We start from the raw sequence: 18,421 nt of genomic DNA, 5'->3' as shown, positions 1-18,421 counted from the left end.
AACCACCTTTTCATCTGTATATAGGTTTCCGCTTATTTTCCTTCATTAATTTGTTTTATAAGTTCCAATGCTACCTTCGGTTTACGATCATAGGTCAGTAATCCGTTAATTTCCTGCTCGACATCGGTCAGCTGCGTGTAACAAAAACCTTGTACGACCGGCGATTGCAGCAAGGGCTCCGTAACCGATTTATAGCGTTCGATAAAATCCTCATCGCTTTTGGCTGCTGAATAGCCCCAGCCTTCCCAATCGCTTTTCTTGAATGATATGCCGCCATATTCCGACACATGGATCGGAGCGCCCTCATAAGGATAGTCAGGCACATGAATCCAACGGTTGGCTGGCTTTGCCTGAACTGCATTTTCGACGGTACGGTATCTTTCTACGAGCACTTCCCGGCTGCTTTCGTAATCATGTATCGTGCAAATATCGGATTTAATATGCTCCCAGCCATCGTTAGAAATAACAAGTCGGGTGTCATCCAAGGATTTGGTTAAATGATACAAACCAAGCGCGTGCTGCTGCTGGAACTTGTCCACCAAAATATTCGGTACGCCCCAGCTTTCATTCAATGGCACCCAAGCCACAATGCAGGGATGATTATAATCACGTTCGATAGCCTCTTGCCATTCCGAGGTGATGCGACGCACATAATTTTCCGAATATGCCGCGGCATTCGCCATCTCTCCCCACACGAGCAGTCCCAAACGGTCACACCAATACAAGTAACGCGGGTCTTCGATCTTCTGATGCTTGCGTGCTCCGTTGAAGCCCATTGCTTTAGTCAATTCAACATCCTGTTTGATCGCATCATCCGTTGGTGGTGTCATAATACCGTCCGGGAAATAACCTTGATCGAGCACAAGCTTCATATAATAAAAACGGTTATTCAGGCATACCTTGCCGTCCTCGATAGCTATTTTGCGCATTCCAAAGTAGCTGTTTACGTGATCAATAACTTGATCGCCATCTAGCAAGAGGAATTGGATATCATATAAATTCGGTTTCTCTGGCGACCACCAGCGACCTCTTCCATGATCGTTAAAATCGTGCAATCCAACACGCCGCATCAGCTCCGACTCTGTGACTTTAACGATCTCTTCAGCTACCGGAGCTCCCTTAAAGGATATAATTGTCTTCAACCAAAGATTATCGCTTAGTCGTCCTTCAATAAATGCCCTGATTTTAATCTCGTTCGAATCGATGTAAGGGGTAAGCTTTACCTTGTTCAGATACGTCTCGGCCACAGGCTCTAACCAAACAGTTTGCCAAATGCCTGTAGTTCGGGTATACCAAATACTTGCCGATTTCTCCTCCCAATATTGTTTGCCTTTGGGAAGAGTCTGATCCTGGCTGTAGTCTTGAGCCTTCACGACGATTGTGTTCTCATTACCCTGCAGATGTTCGGTAATATCTACTGAAAAAGGGGTATGCCCACCTTCATGAACCTTCACCAACTGGCCGTTTACCCAGATCCATGACATATAATCAACAGCACCAAAATGCAATACGATCCTTTTGCCGACAAAGGCGGCGGGTACAGTGAAGGCTTTACGGTACCAGACCGTATCATGAAAACCCGTATCTCCAATGCCGCTCAAGCTGCTTTGAAAGCAAAAAGGAACTTGAATTTTTTGACTAAAATCGTGCGATATATTCCATTTTTCAAGGTTCCCTACCTGATGGTCATCAAATTCAAATTCCCATTCCCCATTTAAATTAAGCCACTCAGACCGCTCAAATTGTGGACGTGGATAGTCTTGTCTATACGGCTGCACCGTCATATTTATCACCCTTATCTCATATTGTTAATACACAATGTACATTGCAATACTACAATATAAGTGTGGAAATGTAAACCATTGGACAACATCCTTTTTTTCAACCTTCCCTCTTCATAGCTGAACAGGTCTCACGGCTACCCCTGCGCATGCTTTTCCCGATACTGTCTTGGTGTCAAACCTTCGCTTTTTTTGAACATACGAATGAGGTAAGAGGGCTGATAATGCAGCAGCTCTGCGATTTCATTGATTTTCATATCGGTCTTGCACAGCAGCTCCTTACACTTTTCAATACGCAAACGAATAATCGTGTCGATAAAGTTCGTGCCGTGGATTTGTCTGAAGGCTTTACTCAGCTTGGAGGAGCTCATCTGCAATTGGTCTGCATACATCTCCAGAGAGACATCCATCAGGATTTCCTCTTTAATCTGCACGAGCAGCTTATCGATCATCTCCCGCAAATTACCGTCATAGGTCATGGACAATGTTTTGATAAAAGGGTGGATCAGCTTGTACTGGAACCAGTCTACGATCTGATCCGGCTCGGATAACAGCATCAGCTGCTCATACAGATGAACCCCCTCATACAAAGCATACATATTCACATCATGCTTGATAATCGTGTCATGCAGGGTGCCCAGCAGCTTCATCATCCCTTGATGAACCATCAATTCGGTACTGTTATCCCCTTGCAGCTCCTGTATAAACAGTCGAATTAAACGTACTGCTTCCTCCTCCAGACCGAGGCTGACCGCATGTACGATTTCTCTTTCCAGCTCGGAGGGGAAGTGCTTCGCACTGTTAGGCTCTATCATAAATTGATTCATATCGAGCATTTGATTGGACGTATGAAGATCCCGGAAGCGCAGCGCTTTACGCGTCTGCTCCAGTACATTCGGCATATCCACCAGCGAATCGGATATTTTACTCGTGACAATCGTCACCTTCATTCGCAGCACATTATTAACCGCCGCGATATAATCATGGGCAAGCTTGTTGAGTACAGCCTTGATTTCCTCATTCGTAATGCTGCGATTCAGAACAAAAAACACACCGACAGATAGATCCTGAAAATTAATCACATGTACCATATTCAGCTGCTCAGAGCACAGCTCCAATATAATGTTGGAGGCGGCGAACGTAATCAGCTGCGAATCCCGTTCCGAGAATTTGTCACCGAGCTCGGATATCCCATGCAGCTGCGCCACCATAACCGCAAATCTTTTATCCTCTGCATCCCAATCCAGCTGCTTCATCTTGTCAATGAGCTCCGATTCTGTATGCGTATACAAATTACCCTGCAAAAATTGCAGCAGGAAGCTCTCTCTTAAGGTTGGTATGGATTCCTTGATCTGCATCGCAAGGGTCTGCTGTTCCACCAGCTGCTGATTCCATTGATTCTCAATGTAGGTGACCTCATCCTTTTCATCCGATCTGGTAGGCTTGGACGATTCGAACAAGCTTTTCAAGCGATAAATCGGATCGTAAATTTTGTTGGAGGCGAACCACGATAGCAGCAAGCCGACCGTCAGGCCGAATAGGCTAATCCAGAGAATTAATCTCGACAGCGAAGTGACCGGAGCAATGATTTGCGACATCGGGGTTGCCGAGACAAACGTCCATTTGCCGCCGAGCTTGGATATTTTCCCGTAGGATACGGTGTAGCTTTGACCTTGCCAGTCAAATTTAAAGGTATGATCGCGAAGATCCTCCTGGGCGATCCGGCTTCTTACCGCATCCTCAAGCGTGAGTTCTTCCTTGGAAAGTTCATTAGTGTGGGGAGTAGTTAAATAATCACCGTTCTCATTAATTAGGAAAGCAACACCTTCTCCGGAAGCCAATTTTTGCACCATCGTATTTAATTTAGCTTGATCCAAATAAAGGATGAATGCCCCGTAGGAATCATACATTTGACCACCAGGAAGTTTGACCACAATAGCCTTGTACAGGGTATCGGAATAACCCGGTTTTCTTAACGAATAGTTCCAGTAGATAGTACGCTCTTTTTCCAATAAGGATCTTAATAGCTTCCTGTCATCCTCCGACTGAACGGATTGAAATCCAAACTCATCTCCAATAAGCTTATTGGCATCGCGTAAATATAAGCTCACTCCACCAATCAAGGAATTCGATTCCCTCATCAATGTAAACGATCTCATTAATTCATTCGTCTTTTGAAATTCCATAATAAAATCCATCTGCTTAAGCGACTCATCCATGCTTCGATCAAAAGCAAGTCGCACCACCGTATGCTCCAGGTTGGATAAATAATCCTCCATGTGCTGAATCGACTGGCTCAGCTGATTCTGATGGGCCTTATTCACTTCCATTCCAATACGATCCGTTCCGATATAGTAAAGAATAACACTGATTAATGCAATAGGGATGCATGTGATCAGCAGGACAATACTTAAATTTTTCCAATAGATTGACCCTTTATGTTTGCCCTTTGGCCTGCTCATCGGGACATTTCACATCCTTTAGTTGATGGGGCCCAATCGCCGCGCACCGATCACTGCTTCTGCAATTAATTGCGTATGTATAATATACATTGTATATTTTGTATATGAAATAATCAACAAAAGGTTATACGAATTCAAGATCGCTGACAACGCAAAAAAACTGCTGCATCCGATCAGATACAGCAGCTTCCATTAAGCGTCCCCATCCATTCCAATTGCACATTGACCACTCACCGTTGCTGCTACCAACTAAGAGGCAAGGGGTCACCCTTACCTCTGAACAAATGAACTCGTACTCAGCTTATTTTTGAGCCAACCGATTTTTGTACTCTGCATTGATTTCTTCCGTAATTTTGGTGTAGTTGGGATCTTTCTTAAGACTATCTACGTATTTATCCCAGTCATCCAATGAAATTTTGCCAATAATCGTTTGTGTCTTCATATCAGCAATTTTTTTCGTATAGTCTGCCCCCATTTTAAGCTCTGTGTCGGAAACTAAACCAATAGCCGGGTCAGGCGTGGAAATTTTCGCTTTTTCTTCAGCCAGCTTCATGTTGCGTTGATATACCTCTTTGGGCATTCCGGCTGCATACTGCCACAGATCAAGAACAGGTGTACTGAACATTTTACCCCAGGAAGCGGTTCCCACACTATCGGCTACAGCCTTATCATTCGCAATCTTTTGGCCGTCAACAATGGAATAGTGAACATCCTTGATGCCATAAAGGGTCAAATCCAGGCCCTCGCCGCCCGAGCCGTAATCCACGAATTTCAAAATCGCCTTCATTTTGTCTTCAGGTACGGTTTTGGGAATCGCCAGCACGCCATTAAAGCCTGTTGCTTGCGGTACGTAAGCTTTGCCTCCGGCTTTTGGAGCCAGTGAAAGCATCGGTGTCCATTCGACCTTCGGGTCCTTCTTCCATTGATCCATCGTGTATCTGAATAAGGCTTCCGGTGTTTCCGATGTCAGTCCCGCTCTGCCGCTTGTAGCCAGCTCCCAATACTGATTTTCCTTCAGCACAGGGAAGTCCTGCGGAATTAAACCTTCCTTGTACAATTTACTCACATAAATCAGAGCTTCCTTCATCTCCGGCTCCAGCGTCATATTGACGAGCTTGCCGTCCTTTTCCTTCCATTTGCCAACAGTTCCGGTGAATACCTCTTCAAATACACCGGAGCCGCCGCGCATAGTAAAGCCGGTTGTATCCTTTTTACCGTCAGGTGCGTTGTCCTTAAAGGCCTTCAAAACGGTATACAGCTCATCCAGATTTGTCGGCATTTTCAAGCCCAATTTGTCCAGCCAATCCTTACGAATCGAGAAGAATCCGCCGCCGTTCAAAGGGCGTCCTGCAGGAACTGCAAACGATTTTCCATCGATCTTGGTGTTATTCCATATTTTCGGATCTATGGCCATCAGGTTTGGATAGTTTTTGATATAAGGTGTCAAATCCCAGAATGCTCCTTGTTTGACCATTTGTCGGAACAACGGGGTTGTAATATTCGGAATTTTAATCAGATCGGCAATATCGCCAGCAGCCAGCGCCACGTTCACGCGATCCGCATAATCTCCACCCGGTACCCAGGTAACCGTCAGCTTCGTATTCGTTCTTTTTTCAAATTCCTTTTGTACCTGATTGTCTGGCGATGGAGGCTGCGCTATCGTGTAATCCGCCATCACTTTGATTTCCGTAGGCTTGGCTGGAGCTTTGGGTTCTTCCTTACCGGCTGCTGCTGGCGCAGACGCAGGTCCAGGTGAAGGTGCTGGTGACGAGCAAGCTGCGGCAAATGAAGAACATACGACCATCATGGATACAAATAACAGAGTCCGTTTTTTAAGTAACTGGGTTGTTGTTAATTTCACTGCAAATCATCCCCTTAAAATTAGTTTAGCTTCCTGGTTTTATCTGATGTGGATAACTCACTTGCTCTAATTCGGGAGCTTGAGTTTACACTGCCCAACCGCCGTCACGTAGCTTGCTTTCATAAAGGTCCGTATCGATGTGCAAACCGAAGCCCGGTGTAGAAGGCACAGAGATTTTGCCGTCTTGAATGGTGTAGCCGGACGTATCGATACCCTGAATTTGCGCTTCATCCCATTCCACGAACATAAAGCCTTCGATGGCTGGATATACTTGTGCCGAAGCAAAGTTTCCATAGAAGCCACCATAGTTGTGCGGGGCCGCTTTCACACCACTGGCAGCCAATCGCTTCGCCAGCTTCAACCAATTGACAATGCCGTAATCCTTCAAATCGTATTGGATGGCATCGATCAGGCCTTGCTCCGCCCATTCTACAATCGGTCCTGCCGCCAAGCCTTCACCGTCGGTGATCATCACATCGATCTCCTCCTTAGCCAACCATGCCTTCAAATCACGGTACAGCCGATCATCTTCGTGGAACGCTTCCTCCATCCACAGCAGGTTGGCATGTGCCGTTTCTTTCAGAACATGCTTCGTCAAATTCAGGTTATAGCCGTTATTCGCATCGATTGAAATGTTGCATGCCGGGCCGACAACCTCGCGGATGCCGTTTACAATCGCGATATCCCGCTTCGTGCCTTCCATCAAGTCCATGTGCATCGCACCACGGCCAACCTTGATTTTAAAGCCGCGAAATCCTTCGTTATAGCCCTGCATCGCTTCCTCCTGCAGCAGCTTCACCGCATCTGCTTCAGAGCTCAGGTGCAGATCATCAAAATACAAGGAAGTATCATAGCAAGCAACGCTCAAAGGTGTCGATTGGCCGCTCAGCAGCTGATACACCGGAATGCCTCTTACGTTCGCTAACCAGTCAAACAGCGGGAATTGGATGCTTTGAAAACGGTCCTTGATCCATTGATCCTCACAAAAGATTTCGCCTATCGGAGTCCCGATAAACGCTGCTGCCGCCTCGCGGGAAACACGGGACCAGCTATACCCCGCGATGCCGCCAATCGTAATACGTACCAAGGGAAAGCTGACCTCTTTACCATGTACCCCCAGTCTTGCATTGCAGCCCGCCGTTCTGCGGCGTTCACCTTTCATGAGTACCTGCTCAATTTTCTCAATACGCCATGTGCTGTCCAAATCCGAAAATTTTTTCATTTTCATTTGCTCCTCTGCCATTTGTATTTATATGATTGTTGGTGTGCCGGATCGAGGTGAGCCCTGCTGCCGATGCGGGATTAAGCAACGACAAGCCAGCTGCACTTAACCTTTGACAGAACCTAACATAACACCCTTCGTAAAATGCTTTTGCAAAAACGGATACACCATCAGAATCGGCAAGGTTGAGATGACGACAGCAGCCATTTTGATCGTTTGCGTAGGCAGCTGCTTGTCTGATGACATTTCCACGGCTGACGCCCCACCCATCGCGGTATCGGAATCGATCAGCATGTTGCGCAGTACAATTTGCAGCGGTACCTTCGTAAAATCATTAATGTACAACACCGCACTAAAGAAGGTGTTCCAATAAGCAACTGCGTAAAATAAACCAAATGCAGCAAGCGATGCAGCAGAAAGCGGCAAAATGATTTTGAAGAAAATGCTCAGGTCGTTACAGCCATCAATCATGGCAGCTTCCTCCAGCTCTACCGGAATACTGTCGAAGAAGCTCTTCATCAAGATGACATACCAGCCGCTGGTCAATACCGGAATAATGAGCGCCCATACACTGTTGATCAGACCCAAATCACGCACCAGCAAATATAGCGGGATAATCCCGGGATTAAACAGGATCGTGAACATGACCATGAACATCATCAGCTTTCGGCCTCTCAGCCTTTTGCGGGAAAGTCCGAATGAAAAGGCCGAGGTTACCATCAGGCTGAGCAGCGTACCCACCGTTGCCAGAAAAGCACTGACACCCGTTGCCCGAATAAAGGCGGATGTGGACATCAAATATTCATAGGAGCCCAGGCTCCACTTGCTCGGGAATAACACAAAACCGTATTTATCGATATACTCCCGTGGCTCTGTGAAGGAAACCACGAAAACGTAATACAAGGGGAACAACGTAATGATGCCGATGATGACCAGCAGCACAAGGTTTGCCATACTGAACAGGCGGTCGCCTAAGCTTTCTCTCATAAGGGGTGGCTCCTTTTTAAAATAAGATGGGATTGCGAGATGCTGGACAAAGAACAAAGGGATAAAATGCGGTGAATCGGTTGTCGCTGTGCGTCCGAAGTGTTCCTCCGATTGCTGTTGTTCCCGGATTTTATTATTGTATAAGGGATCTATCGGTGAAAATCCGGGAACAAAGGCACCGCTCCGCTATCTCCAGAACACCACGGACGCTCCGCTGCGTATTCACCGCATTTTGCGGCCCTCTAGGCCGCAGGGCGCGAGGCGCAGCTTATTTTATAAATATCGCTGAAGTTAAAGGGCATTTATTCAATGGGTTAGCATTGAATATTGATTAGAGCAATGCCGTTATGCGTTATTTGCATCATATCCGCATTAGAAGAGCACTCTTCTGCTGCATTTTCTAAGCGCGCGCTCTTGTAACGATGAAGAACATCGTTACAATTTGCGGTTTATACTCCTTATAACGATGTTTTTCATCGTTATGGAGCCGACCGGAGGTAGCAAGCAAGAGAAGCCGAATGTGATATTGAGCGATAGGGGCTGAAAAGGTGTACATCATCATCAGTTTTTTACAAATGACAGCTTCACAACTAGTAAGCTGTCATACGCTGATTATGATTCTGCGCCCTTTTTGTTCTTACCAAGATACATTACGCTTGGCGAATGTATCTCTCCCTCTACCCTCTCCTTATTTGGAGCGTGTTCAAAATGAACAGCGGAGGAGAAGGGGTGTGCTGTAGGAGCGTAGCGTTCGCCTTTGAAATCGTGAATATACCGCTGAATATAATAACCATTCACGATTTCAACAGCGACCGGAGGCATACCCCTTCTCCATAGCGATCAACATTTTGAACATACTCTTTTTGAACACGCTCCAATGTTTCAATATACACCTTCTTCTCCAAACCGCTTGGCGAGCCAGTTGGCACAAACAACAAGCGTCAAGCCAATTACCGATTTGAATAGTCCAACAGCTGTGGTATAGCTGAATTGACCCTGCTGAATACCGTTACGGTACACATAGGTTTCAAAAACATCGGCGACATTCGCTACCGCTCCATTGGCCATCAGGAACACCTGCTCAAAGCCAACATCCATAATATGACCTAAGCGGAGAATCAACAAAATTATAATGACGTTGCGAATGCCCGGCAGGGTCACATGCCACATTTGCCGAATCCGGTTGGCCCCGTCGATCTTGGCTGCTTCATACAGCTGCGAATCGATGCCTGTGATCGCTGCGAGAAAAATGATCGTCCCCCAGCCGGTATCCTTCCATATATTTTGTCCGGTCAATAGTCCCCAGAACAAGTTCTCACTGGTCAAGAAAGCAATTTTTGGAAGCCCCATGTATTCCAGCATCAGATTGATAATGCCGTTCGTCTGCGATAAGAGCAGGAACGTAATCCCCGCAATGATGACCCAGGAGAGAAAGTGCGGCAGGTACACCACAGACTGAATCACCCGCTTAAAATATTTGTTGCTCACTTCGTTCATGCAAAGGGATAGCACAATGGGCAAGGGAAAGAAGAAGACCAGACTCAGGAGACTTATCATCATCGTGTTGCGAAAGAGCAAGTAGAAGCTTGGGTTCGTGAAAAAGCGGATGAAATGCTCGACACCGACCCAAGCGCTTTTGAATATTCCCATATAAGGGGAATAATCCTGAAAGGCGATGATGATCCCCCACATGGGGTAGTATTTGAAAACAAGAAAATACAGTACGCCTGGCAGAACCAGCAGATATAAGTACTTATCTCTTTTCAGTTCGGCCCACAGCGAGGCTTTGCTTTTACTTTTGGAAAGCGATTGCGAGATTGATTTTGTCGCTTGCATATCCATGAAGCCTTCCTCCTTAAAGTGTTCTTTGGTGTGAATCGATTAGCTTATGCCCTTACTTTAGGATAGAGCTTGCCGAACGTGCAATAATAACAAATTATTACTATGCCTCTGAAAAATTTCCGGCTATAGTCTTTTTTTGAAATCACGCAGAGACTGGAGATAAAGCTGTTAAATTGAGCACTCTGCGCAATTATCTTTTTTACAAATATCAATTACAGATACAAAATATTAGTTGCAAGCATTTTGTTTTATCCCCCTGTACCTTACACTTGGAGTATAACAAAACGGAAATCGCAGCCCTTTCAGGAGAGGCGATTCGGTTTTGAACTTTAAAGGAGGGCATTACTTATGACTGTTCAAGTTCAATTCGAAAGGACCACTCCACTTACCGAAGAGCAAATTGCACAATACAAGGAGGATGGATTTATTATCATCAAAGGGGGCTGCTCCGACGATTTGATCCACACCTTCAATGCTCATATACATGCTATCCGCTCATCTGATGAGATGCCGGATTGGGCCAAGCCCAAAAAGGGCAAAGAGTTCATCGATGATAAAGACCGCTTCTCCGTTCGGTTATTTAACCCACACCTCCATGATGGATTTTCACTTCAGATGATGAAGCTGCCCATCGTTCGCGGGTCACTGGCGCAGCTGCTCGGAGACGAGGCCACAGGCGTTCAAAGTATGTATTTTTATAAGGAACCGAACTCCCCCGGGCAAGCGGCACATCAGGATTATTATTATATTCGCAATGAGCCGAATACTTTGACAGCAACGTGGATCGCGATGGAACAGGTCAATGAAGAAAATGGATGTCTATGGGTCATACCAGGATCACATAAGCTGGGGGTTCTCTCCCATGGAGCTGTCAAAAATTTGCAGGAGCACGAGGCGTGGACTGACGAGGTTGAGGACGTTGATTTAAGTAAAGAAATTCCGATCATCATGGATCAGGGGGATATCCTTATTTTTGACAGTTTGCTTATCCACTCTTCTACCCGCAATCGCTCGAATCGTTGGAGGCGTTCTTACGTGTGCCACTATATCCGGCATGATTCCAAGATTGAAAGAGAGGATTTAAAACGTAAAATATCTCTTGTATAATAGGAGGTAAATACGCTTTTACGAGGGCAGGGATCGGGATGATCGAACAATCAGGGACGGAAGCGACTCCGTCCTTTACTGTTATTAAAACATACGGAGGCAGTGTAGTTTACGGTCCCGGTGGGGCGTATGGTCCACGTATTCAGCAGGATTTGCAGCTCGTGCTGCTGCATTCAGGCGCCATGACCGTGGAAATCGACAAAGTCAAACATCAGGTGCCCCCTGGACATGTGGTGCTTCTTAAACCCGGACATATGGAAAATTTCGTGTTCGCGGAAAAACGGGAAACCTGGCATCGCTGGATCGCTGTTTCAGTTGAGCCTCTGGATGGGATGGCGATCAGCTTCATGGATTCCCTCCCTCTCTTCATTCCCTTATCCGAAAAGATGAATCAGCTAACAGACATTATACGATCCCTGCAAAGCGATGGGGTGCAGCAAGACGAGGAAGTAATCCGAACATTGGGACGACCTGCGATATTATTATATTTGGCAGAATGCAGCCAAGGGAACATCAATGACAGAAAGCATCCTTCCGTACTGATTGCCAAGGAGGAAATTCATAAGCGATATGCTGAGGATCTGACGCTAAGCAGCCTATCGAAGGTTACTAAACACACCCCAGAGCATCTGATTCGTTTATTCCGACGTGATGAAGATATGACGCCCATCCAATATTTATGGAACTACCGTGTCAAGCAGGGAATTGACTTGCTGCGCAGCACAGGCCTACAGATTGGAGCCGTTGCTGAACAGGTAGGCTTCAAAACCTCCTACCATTTTGCCCGAACGATCAAACGACACTCTGGAAAAACACCAAGTGAAATTCGAAGAGAAAGCTATAATCATGTGATCCCACCTGGTTAACCTTTTATAGCCCCGGTAGCAAGCCCACTGACAAAATATTTTCGACCCACGACACTTAACAGAATGAGCACGGGAATGGCCATCAGGCAAGCTCCTGTAATAGGTGTGGCATAGTCCTCTTTATAAGGGTTATTCATGGTCGTTATTCCTACAGCCAGAGTCATCTTTTTCTCTGATATCAAAAAGATGAGCGGACTTAAATAATCATTCCACGACCCCATAAACTGTAGTAGACCGACAATACCGATCCCACTCATCGATAGTGGAACTGCTATACGCACGAAGGTGCCCCATTCCGAGCTTCCGTCTACACGCGCACTCTCGTACAGCTCCTTAGGAATTGCATTCATAATTTGCCGAATCAGAAAAATATTTATCGCCGATATAGCACCTGGGATGATCAAAGGGTAAAAGGTATCCAGCCATCCCCAGTTACGAAACATAATAAAGGTCGGTACAAGCGTCATCTGGGATGGAATCAATATCGTGGCAATAACGATCATGAATAGAACCTGTTTACCTCTAAACTCATATCGCGAAAATCCGTATGCCACCACAGCATTAAATATCATGGCTAATACAGCCACACTGACTGCAATAAAGGCCCCATTCAAAAACTGCGTCCAGAAAGGGAGCTTCTGAAAAAGAAGAGCGAAATTATCCAGTGTAGGATTCAGTGGTATGGGATTAAGTGGACTGTTGACGATGTCATCATACGTTTTGAACGAGGTTCCCACCATGAAAAGAAAAGGTACACTAAATAGAAAACTCAGGATGATAAGCGTGGCATATATGGTTATACGATTCATTTTGGTGGTCAGCATACTATCATCCTCTTCGTGTTCACGTTGTAAATTGGCTTCATAAGCATCTGCCTTACTTCCTTTCCTGAAACATTCGTAACTGAAGCATCCCTATAGCTAACAAAATAAAGGTGAACACATATCCAATGGCTGAAGAATAACCGAAATTTTGCGAGCGGAATGCCTGTTCATACAAATACATCGTTGGAAACAGCAGTGAATTATCAGGTCCTGAGCCTCCACCGGCCAATAAATAAGCTTCAGCAAACATGTTGAACGAACCGATAATCGCTTGAAATACAATAAATGTCAGGATCGGACGAAGAAGCGGAAGCGTGATACGCCAAAATCGTTGAAATAAATTGGCCCCATCCATCTTGGCTGCCTCAATTAATTCGCTCGGGATATTTTGCAAGCCAGCCAAGAAATACAAAATATTAATACCCAAATATCTCCATGTTGAGAGAAGGATGAGGGCTGGTATCGTCCATCTCGGATTTTCAAGCCAGGCTATCGAACTCATCCCTACAAAGGAGAGGATCACATTCAAACTGCCAAACTGCTTATTGAAAATAAGGCCAAATACAATGGCAACCGCTACAGCGGACGTCATATTAGGTGTGAAGAAAAAGGTGGCAAACAGTCCCTTTCGCTTCTCGACAAACGGTTGGTTAATGAGAAGCGCTACGCCGAGTGCAATCGGAAGAATAATAAACACGCTGCCACCGGTTAGCTGAAGACCATTCCACATCGATTTCCAGAACTTTTCGTCCTGAAGGACAAAGCCATAATTTCTGAATCCCACAAAAGTCAGCTTACTGACTCCGGCATACAAGCTAACCCAGAAGCCGTACACAGTCGGATAAAGGTTGAATACCGCAAAGTGTATGAAAAATGGGCTAATAAACAAAAACGGTGCCAGCTTTAACCAATGCGATGGTTTTATAAACAACCGTTATTCCTCCTTTAAGCAGAAGCAGAAAAGGGGAGCATGGTCCCCTTTCCCAGCTTTATGTTATCAGCCGCTTGCTTCCTGTTTCTTGATTTGCTGCTTCAGCTCTTCCTCGACTTTTTGCAGGAACTGCTCTGGTGTCAATTTCCCTTCAGCATAATCGAACTTGAATTTATCCCAGGCCTGTGTGAATAAGGCTCGCCACCAGGCCTGATTTTGATTAGGTGCTACGGCAACAAGCTTTCCGTACAGCTCACCTAAATCCTGCCCATTAAAATATTTCGTATATTTACTTTGCTCATGAAGTCCTTTTTCATTAACAGAGGTGAGGAGAGCCGGAAATAAATTAACGATTTGAAAGCGTTTTACCGACATTTCAGGCGTTAATTGGGCGGTTTTCATAAACTCCCAGGCCAAATCCTTGTTTTTGGCAAATTTAGAAACCATTAGTCCCGTTCCACCCCATACGGATGTAGGGACCGACTTGGCACCACCCAATGGAATCGGGACAGCAGCCCACTTGCCGCTCAGATCAGGAACGTTATCCGCCAGCTGGTTTACCCACCAATCGGGGCCAAAGGCCGCAATGTAATTCCCCTTTTTGTATTGATCCCAGAAGGCTGGACCATCATAAAAGTTTTTATCCATGATACCGTCTTTCTCCCAGTTGTTCATGCGCTTAAGCGCGGTGACTCCTTCAGGCGAGTTAAATCCGATCTCTCCCTTGGTAGTAACAATGTCGCCGCCCTCCTGCTTAATCAGCAGCTCAAAATAGGTTTGCTCACTGTTCGTTTTCGTTGCCGGGGACGGTGGAAATATGTACTTTTTATCACCTACCAGCTTTTTTGCTTGTTCTGTAAACTGATCCCAGGTTTTCAGCTCCGCAACGTTAATACCTGCCTGGTCGAATACATCCTTGCGGTAATATAAAGCAGAAGCTGTTGCAGCATGCTCAATACCATACTGCTTGTCATTGACCGTGTATAAAGCTTGGCGGCCCTTGGACATCACTTCTGACAAATTGTCACGTTTAAGGTAAGGATCAAGCGGTTCAAATGGAATATCTCCGCGAATGAATTTGGGGAACTGCCCCTGCTCGATATCGATCAGATCGGGAGAACCTTCTCCACCGGATTTGGCAATGATGGTATACTTATCTACCAGAGCATTCCCGTCCATCAAATTAATGTCAACCTCAACATTAGGCTGTTTTTTCTTAAATTCTTCTTTTACCGCTTCATAAAAACGTTTGTGTGCCTCAGCGAAAACCCATAACGTCAACTTTTTGCTGCCTTTGTCGTCGGTCTTGGCATCTGCTTGATTACCTGCTGGTTTAACGTCGTTAGCCTCCGGGGCTCCAACATTTGGCGTACAGGCACTCAGGAATACGAGCAATCCCACTAGTACAATGAAACCTGATTTTTTCATGATTCACCCTCCATATCGTTTGCTCAAGCTGCAGCCATCCTGCGAAGTATAGGTCTACCCTCATTTTATTGTATTCGCTTCCATTTTAAAATGGACGGACTTCATCACTTTTGTATCTATAATTGATATATGACAGCCTCAGCTTGAATTCCTTACCGTACAACAAAAAGAGCAGGCGAATGATAATATTCGACCTGCCCTGACGGCTTTCCCTACATGTAACAGAATCAAGGCCGTTCACAGCCACAATGGACTGGAGAACGGCCTTGGTTCGTTTGTTAGTTCTTATCGATTTCCTTAAACTCGATCGTTGCCCCTAATTTGGCAACGGAATCAAAGTAAGCGTAACGCTCCTTACCTTTTTCCTGCTTATGGAAGGCAGGCATTCCCTTGCTCTCCATCAGCTCAATATGCTCGTCGAAGCCATCAATATGAAATGTCATAAAATGGATGCCGGGACCGTGCTTTTCTCTAAATTCCGTCCATGGGCTAAGCTCATCGTAAGGCTCGATCAATTCCAGATAAATCGGTTCCAATGGAATAATAGCCGTCCGGCATCGTGCATTCCGATATTCCCCCCTGTACCATACAAAAGGGGTATTGCCGCCCTCTGGTGCAGCAGCAGCTGCTGGTGCCTGAGATAACTCTGAATCGGTTGGTTTGGGCTTGGGTGCTCTCATCTTGGTCGGGTCAAGCTTGAACAATTCCACATAATACTGGAACGCTTCCTCCAGATTGTCCACGACAACACCCAGCTTGATGATTCGGTTATTCGATATTTGTTCCAAGTCAGACACTCCCTTTGATTAGGATTTGGCTTGCGGTGATTCAGGATCAAGCTGCATAAACTCAATACGGTTTCCATCGGGGTCTCTAACCCAACACTGCCAGTTCAAATCCGCCCCCATCTTGGGTTCCACATCCAAAGTCAATCCTTTGCTCTTCAAATGGTTGGCGATTTCGTGAATGTCGTTGACCTCCAGGCACAGATGGTTATAGCCTTTCGTAACTTTGGTGTCGTTGTCGACGCCCTGTTTGCCGTTATAAAACAGCTCGATGAATTGTAAATTAAGGACCTTTAGATAAACGATCCACGGCTCGTTTTTGTCATTTTTTAATTCGAAGCATTTTTGAAACCCAAGCACGTCACAATAAAATTGCAATGATTTTTCCATATCGATTACGTTGTAGGCTGTATGGCCGATTCCTTTAAACATGTGAATAACCTCCGCTTTTTTGAGTTTGATTTTGTGATTACAGGGTAAAGCTATGGATGGTGCTCTGTTATTTGATAACAAAGAATTCCCTTGGACGACTTATACGGCACTCACCTCCAGCAATAATAAACAGATGACTCAGCCTTTTACCGAGCCGTCGGAAAGTCCTTGTACAAAGTACTTGCTGCACAACAGGAAAATGATCAGCACAGGTACCGAAACCAACACGGAAGCCCCCATCATAGCCCCCCAATCCACTACGAATTCTCCGCTAAAATGAGTGATGCCTATTGGCAGGGTTCGCACGGTATCGGAATTCGATAAGTTTAATGCGAACAGGAACTCCTCCCATATATGCAAGAAAGCATACACGCTCACAGCGATAAGTCCGGGTGATGAGACTGGCAGAATGATCCGAAATAAGGCGCCAATCGTGGTGGTGCCATCGATTTTGGCTGCTTCCTCCAGCTCCCTCGGTACGGTCTTGAAAAACGAAGTGAGCATGATCACCGACATCGGGATCGTCAAGGCAACATTGGCAATGATGAGGCCTAGATAGGAGTCAATTATTCCGATTTTGGAGAAAGTCATATAGATCGGCATAATAATGACAACACCTGGCATCATTTGACCATAAAGCAATCCGGAAGAAAGCTTCTTCGACCCTCTGAACCTGAATCTGCTGAATCCGTAGCCCGCCAGAATGGCAATAACTAACGTGATTAGGGTTGCGCTGCAGGTTACCACGATACTGTTCAGGAATGCTCTTGGAATTCCGCTTTCAAACAACACCTTGTGATAGTTCGTTAAAGTAGGATGCTGTACCGTAATCCGTGGCGGGATCGTGAAATTTTCGTTCATCGGCTTGATGGATGTGATAAACATCCATATGGCCGGGAACAAGCCGAACATCATAAGCCCAATCAGGAACAGGTAACTTAGGATGGCTCTTCCCAATGGTCGGGGTTCACGCTTCATGATCAGCCATCCTCCCCCTTCATAAAGAGCTTCATATACACAAAGCTTAAAACGGCTGTAATGATAAATAAAATTGTACTGGCTGCTGCAGCAACACCAAAATTGTAATTTTGAAAGCCTGCTTTATAAATAAACAGGGAAAGAATTTCTGTTTGATGAGCCGGGCCGCCCTCTGTCAGCACGTATACAAAGGTAAACGCATTCATCGTCCAAATGGTGAGCAGCAGGATGACGGACATACATGTGGAGGAAATATGCGGGATCGTCACCGTTGTGAATTCCCTCCATCCGGTTGCCCCATCGACTCTGGCTGCATTCTTCAATTCCTTTGGAACCGATTGCAAAGCGGCCTCAACCATAATCATGACCAGCGGATACATCTTCCACACATTGACCAGAATTGCGGAAAACAATGCAGTATGCTCATCGGATACCCAGTTGATGCTGGTAGACAGGATACCAAGCGATTTCAATATATAATTGATAATGCCAAAATCCGCATGGTACAACCATTTCCAGACATTCACGCTAATAATGCTCGGGATCACCCATGGGACCATCAGCACGATGCGAATCACCGTTTTCCATCTGATAAAATCTTGATTAATCACAACGGCTGCAGCAAACCCAATTAAAAACTGAAAGACTACACTGCCAATCGTCCATAAAAACGTAACATAGAGCGATAGAAGAAACTCCGGATTTTTAAACAGCTCCACATACTGCGCAATACCGACGAATGTCCAGCTGTCCGTGTAGATATCACTTTTATTAAAGCTTAATACGATCGTATACAGCAGAGGAAAGATCATGATAAGAGCAATAATCAGTATGGCAGGAAAAACGAACATCGGACCCGGACTACGAATATTTTTCAAAGCTTGCACATGGTTTACCTCCTAACATCCAGCGCGT

At 45.5% G+C, this 18,421-nt stretch carries 15 protein-coding genes; 2 read left to right on the top strand and 13 right to left on the bottom strand.

The annotated features are described in order from the left end of the window. Positions 1–32 precede the first annotated feature (32 nt). From BK127_RS07725 to BK127_RS07695, 6 genes are all read right to left on the bottom strand, one after another. Entirely contained in the window at positions 33–1,784 is a 1,752-nt protein-coding gene (locus tag BK127_RS07725; protein ID WP_076229443.1) for a glycoside hydrolase family 2 protein, read from the bottom strand. A 134-nt stretch (positions 1,785–1,918) separates the two neighbouring features. Further along, positions 1,919–4,243: an AraC family transcriptional regulator gene (locus BK127_RS07720; RefSeq protein ID WP_076229442.1), complete on the bottom strand. Its 2,325-nt coding sequence runs from the start codon at positions 4,241–4,243 to the stop codon at positions 1,919–1,921. A 301-nt stretch (positions 4,244–4,544) separates the two neighbouring features. Then, entirely contained in the window at positions 4,545–6,104 is a 1,560-nt protein-coding gene (locus tag BK127_RS07715; RefSeq protein ID WP_083689151.1) for an extracellular solute-binding protein, read from the bottom strand. A gap of 85 nt (positions 6,105–6,189) precedes the next feature. Further along, positions 6,190–7,326, bottom strand: a complete 1,137-nt coding sequence (locus BK127_RS07710; protein WP_083689150.1) for an enolase C-terminal domain-like protein — start codon at positions 7,324–7,326, stop codon at positions 6,190–6,192. Between the two features lie 105 nt (positions 7,327–7,431). After that, the gene (locus BK127_RS07705; protein WP_076229440.1) at positions 7,432–8,313 is read right to left on the bottom strand and encodes a carbohydrate ABC transporter permease; all 882 of its coding nucleotides are present in this window, start codon (positions 8,311–8,313) and stop codon (positions 7,432–7,434) included. An 882-nt stretch (positions 8,314–9,195) separates the two neighbouring features. Next, positions 9,196–10,149, bottom strand: coding sequence for an ABC transporter permease (locus tag BK127_RS07695; RefSeq protein ID WP_076229634.1), 954 nt, complete (start codon positions 10,147–10,149; stop codon positions 9,196–9,198). Positions 10,150–10,503: 354 nt separating this feature from the next. Between BK127_RS07695 and BK127_RS07690 the strand changes: the two genes are divergently transcribed. After that, positions 10,504–11,262: a phytanoyl-CoA dioxygenase family protein gene (locus tag BK127_RS07690; protein WP_076229438.1), complete on the top strand. Its 759-nt coding sequence runs from the start codon at positions 10,504–10,506 to the stop codon at positions 11,260–11,262. A gap of 38 nt (positions 11,263–11,300) precedes the next feature. Then, entirely contained in the window at positions 11,301–12,128 is an 828-nt protein-coding gene (locus tag BK127_RS07685; RefSeq protein WP_076229437.1) for an AraC family transcriptional regulator, read from the top strand. Here BK127_RS07685 and BK127_RS07680 read toward each other — a convergent pair. From BK127_RS07680 to BK127_RS07650, 7 genes are all read right to left on the bottom strand, one after another. Continuing rightward, positions 12,125–12,952, bottom strand: coding sequence for a carbohydrate ABC transporter permease (locus BK127_RS07680; RefSeq protein WP_076229436.1), 828 nt, complete (start codon positions 12,950–12,952; stop codon positions 12,125–12,127). The two genes, BK127_RS07685 and BK127_RS07680, sit on opposite strands and share 4 nt — an antisense overlap. Positions 12,953–13,004: 52 nt before the next feature. Continuing rightward, positions 13,005–13,883, bottom strand: a complete 879-nt coding sequence (locus BK127_RS07675) for a carbohydrate ABC transporter permease (RefSeq protein WP_076229435.1) — start codon at positions 13,881–13,883, stop codon at positions 13,005–13,007. A 66-nt stretch (positions 13,884–13,949) separates the two neighbouring features. Next, entirely contained in the window at positions 13,950–15,311 is a 1,362-nt protein-coding gene (locus BK127_RS07670) for an ABC transporter substrate-binding protein (protein WP_076229434.1), read from the bottom strand. Between the two features lie 278 nt (positions 15,312–15,589). Continuing rightward, positions 15,590–16,099, bottom strand: a complete 510-nt coding sequence (locus tag BK127_RS07665) for a VOC family protein (RefSeq protein WP_076229433.1) — start codon at positions 16,097–16,099, stop codon at positions 15,590–15,592. 18 nt (positions 16,100–16,117) lie between these two features. Beyond that, positions 16,118–16,528 carry a VOC family protein gene (locus BK127_RS07660; protein WP_076229432.1) on the bottom strand — a complete coding sequence of 137 codons (411 nt, stop codon included), beginning with the start codon at positions 16,526–16,528 and terminating at the stop codon, positions 16,118–16,120. Positions 16,529–16,666: 138 nt separating this feature from the next. Beyond that, the gene (locus BK127_RS07655) at positions 16,667–17,506 is read right to left on the bottom strand and encodes a carbohydrate ABC transporter permease (RefSeq protein ID WP_076229431.1); all 840 of its coding nucleotides are present in this window, start codon (positions 17,504–17,506) and stop codon (positions 16,667–16,669) included. Positions 17,507–17,508: 2 nt separating this feature from the next. Continuing rightward, positions 17,509–18,393 (bottom strand): carbohydrate ABC transporter permease, encoded by an 885-nt coding sequence (locus BK127_RS07650; protein WP_218639003.1) that lies wholly within the window; start codon positions 18,391–18,393, stop codon positions 17,509–17,511. Positions 18,394–18,421 lie beyond the last annotated feature (28 nt).

The sequence above is a fragment of the Paenibacillus sp. FSL H7-0331 genome (assembly GCF_001956045.1).
This window is presented reverse-complemented; position numbering and strand designations above follow the sequence as displayed.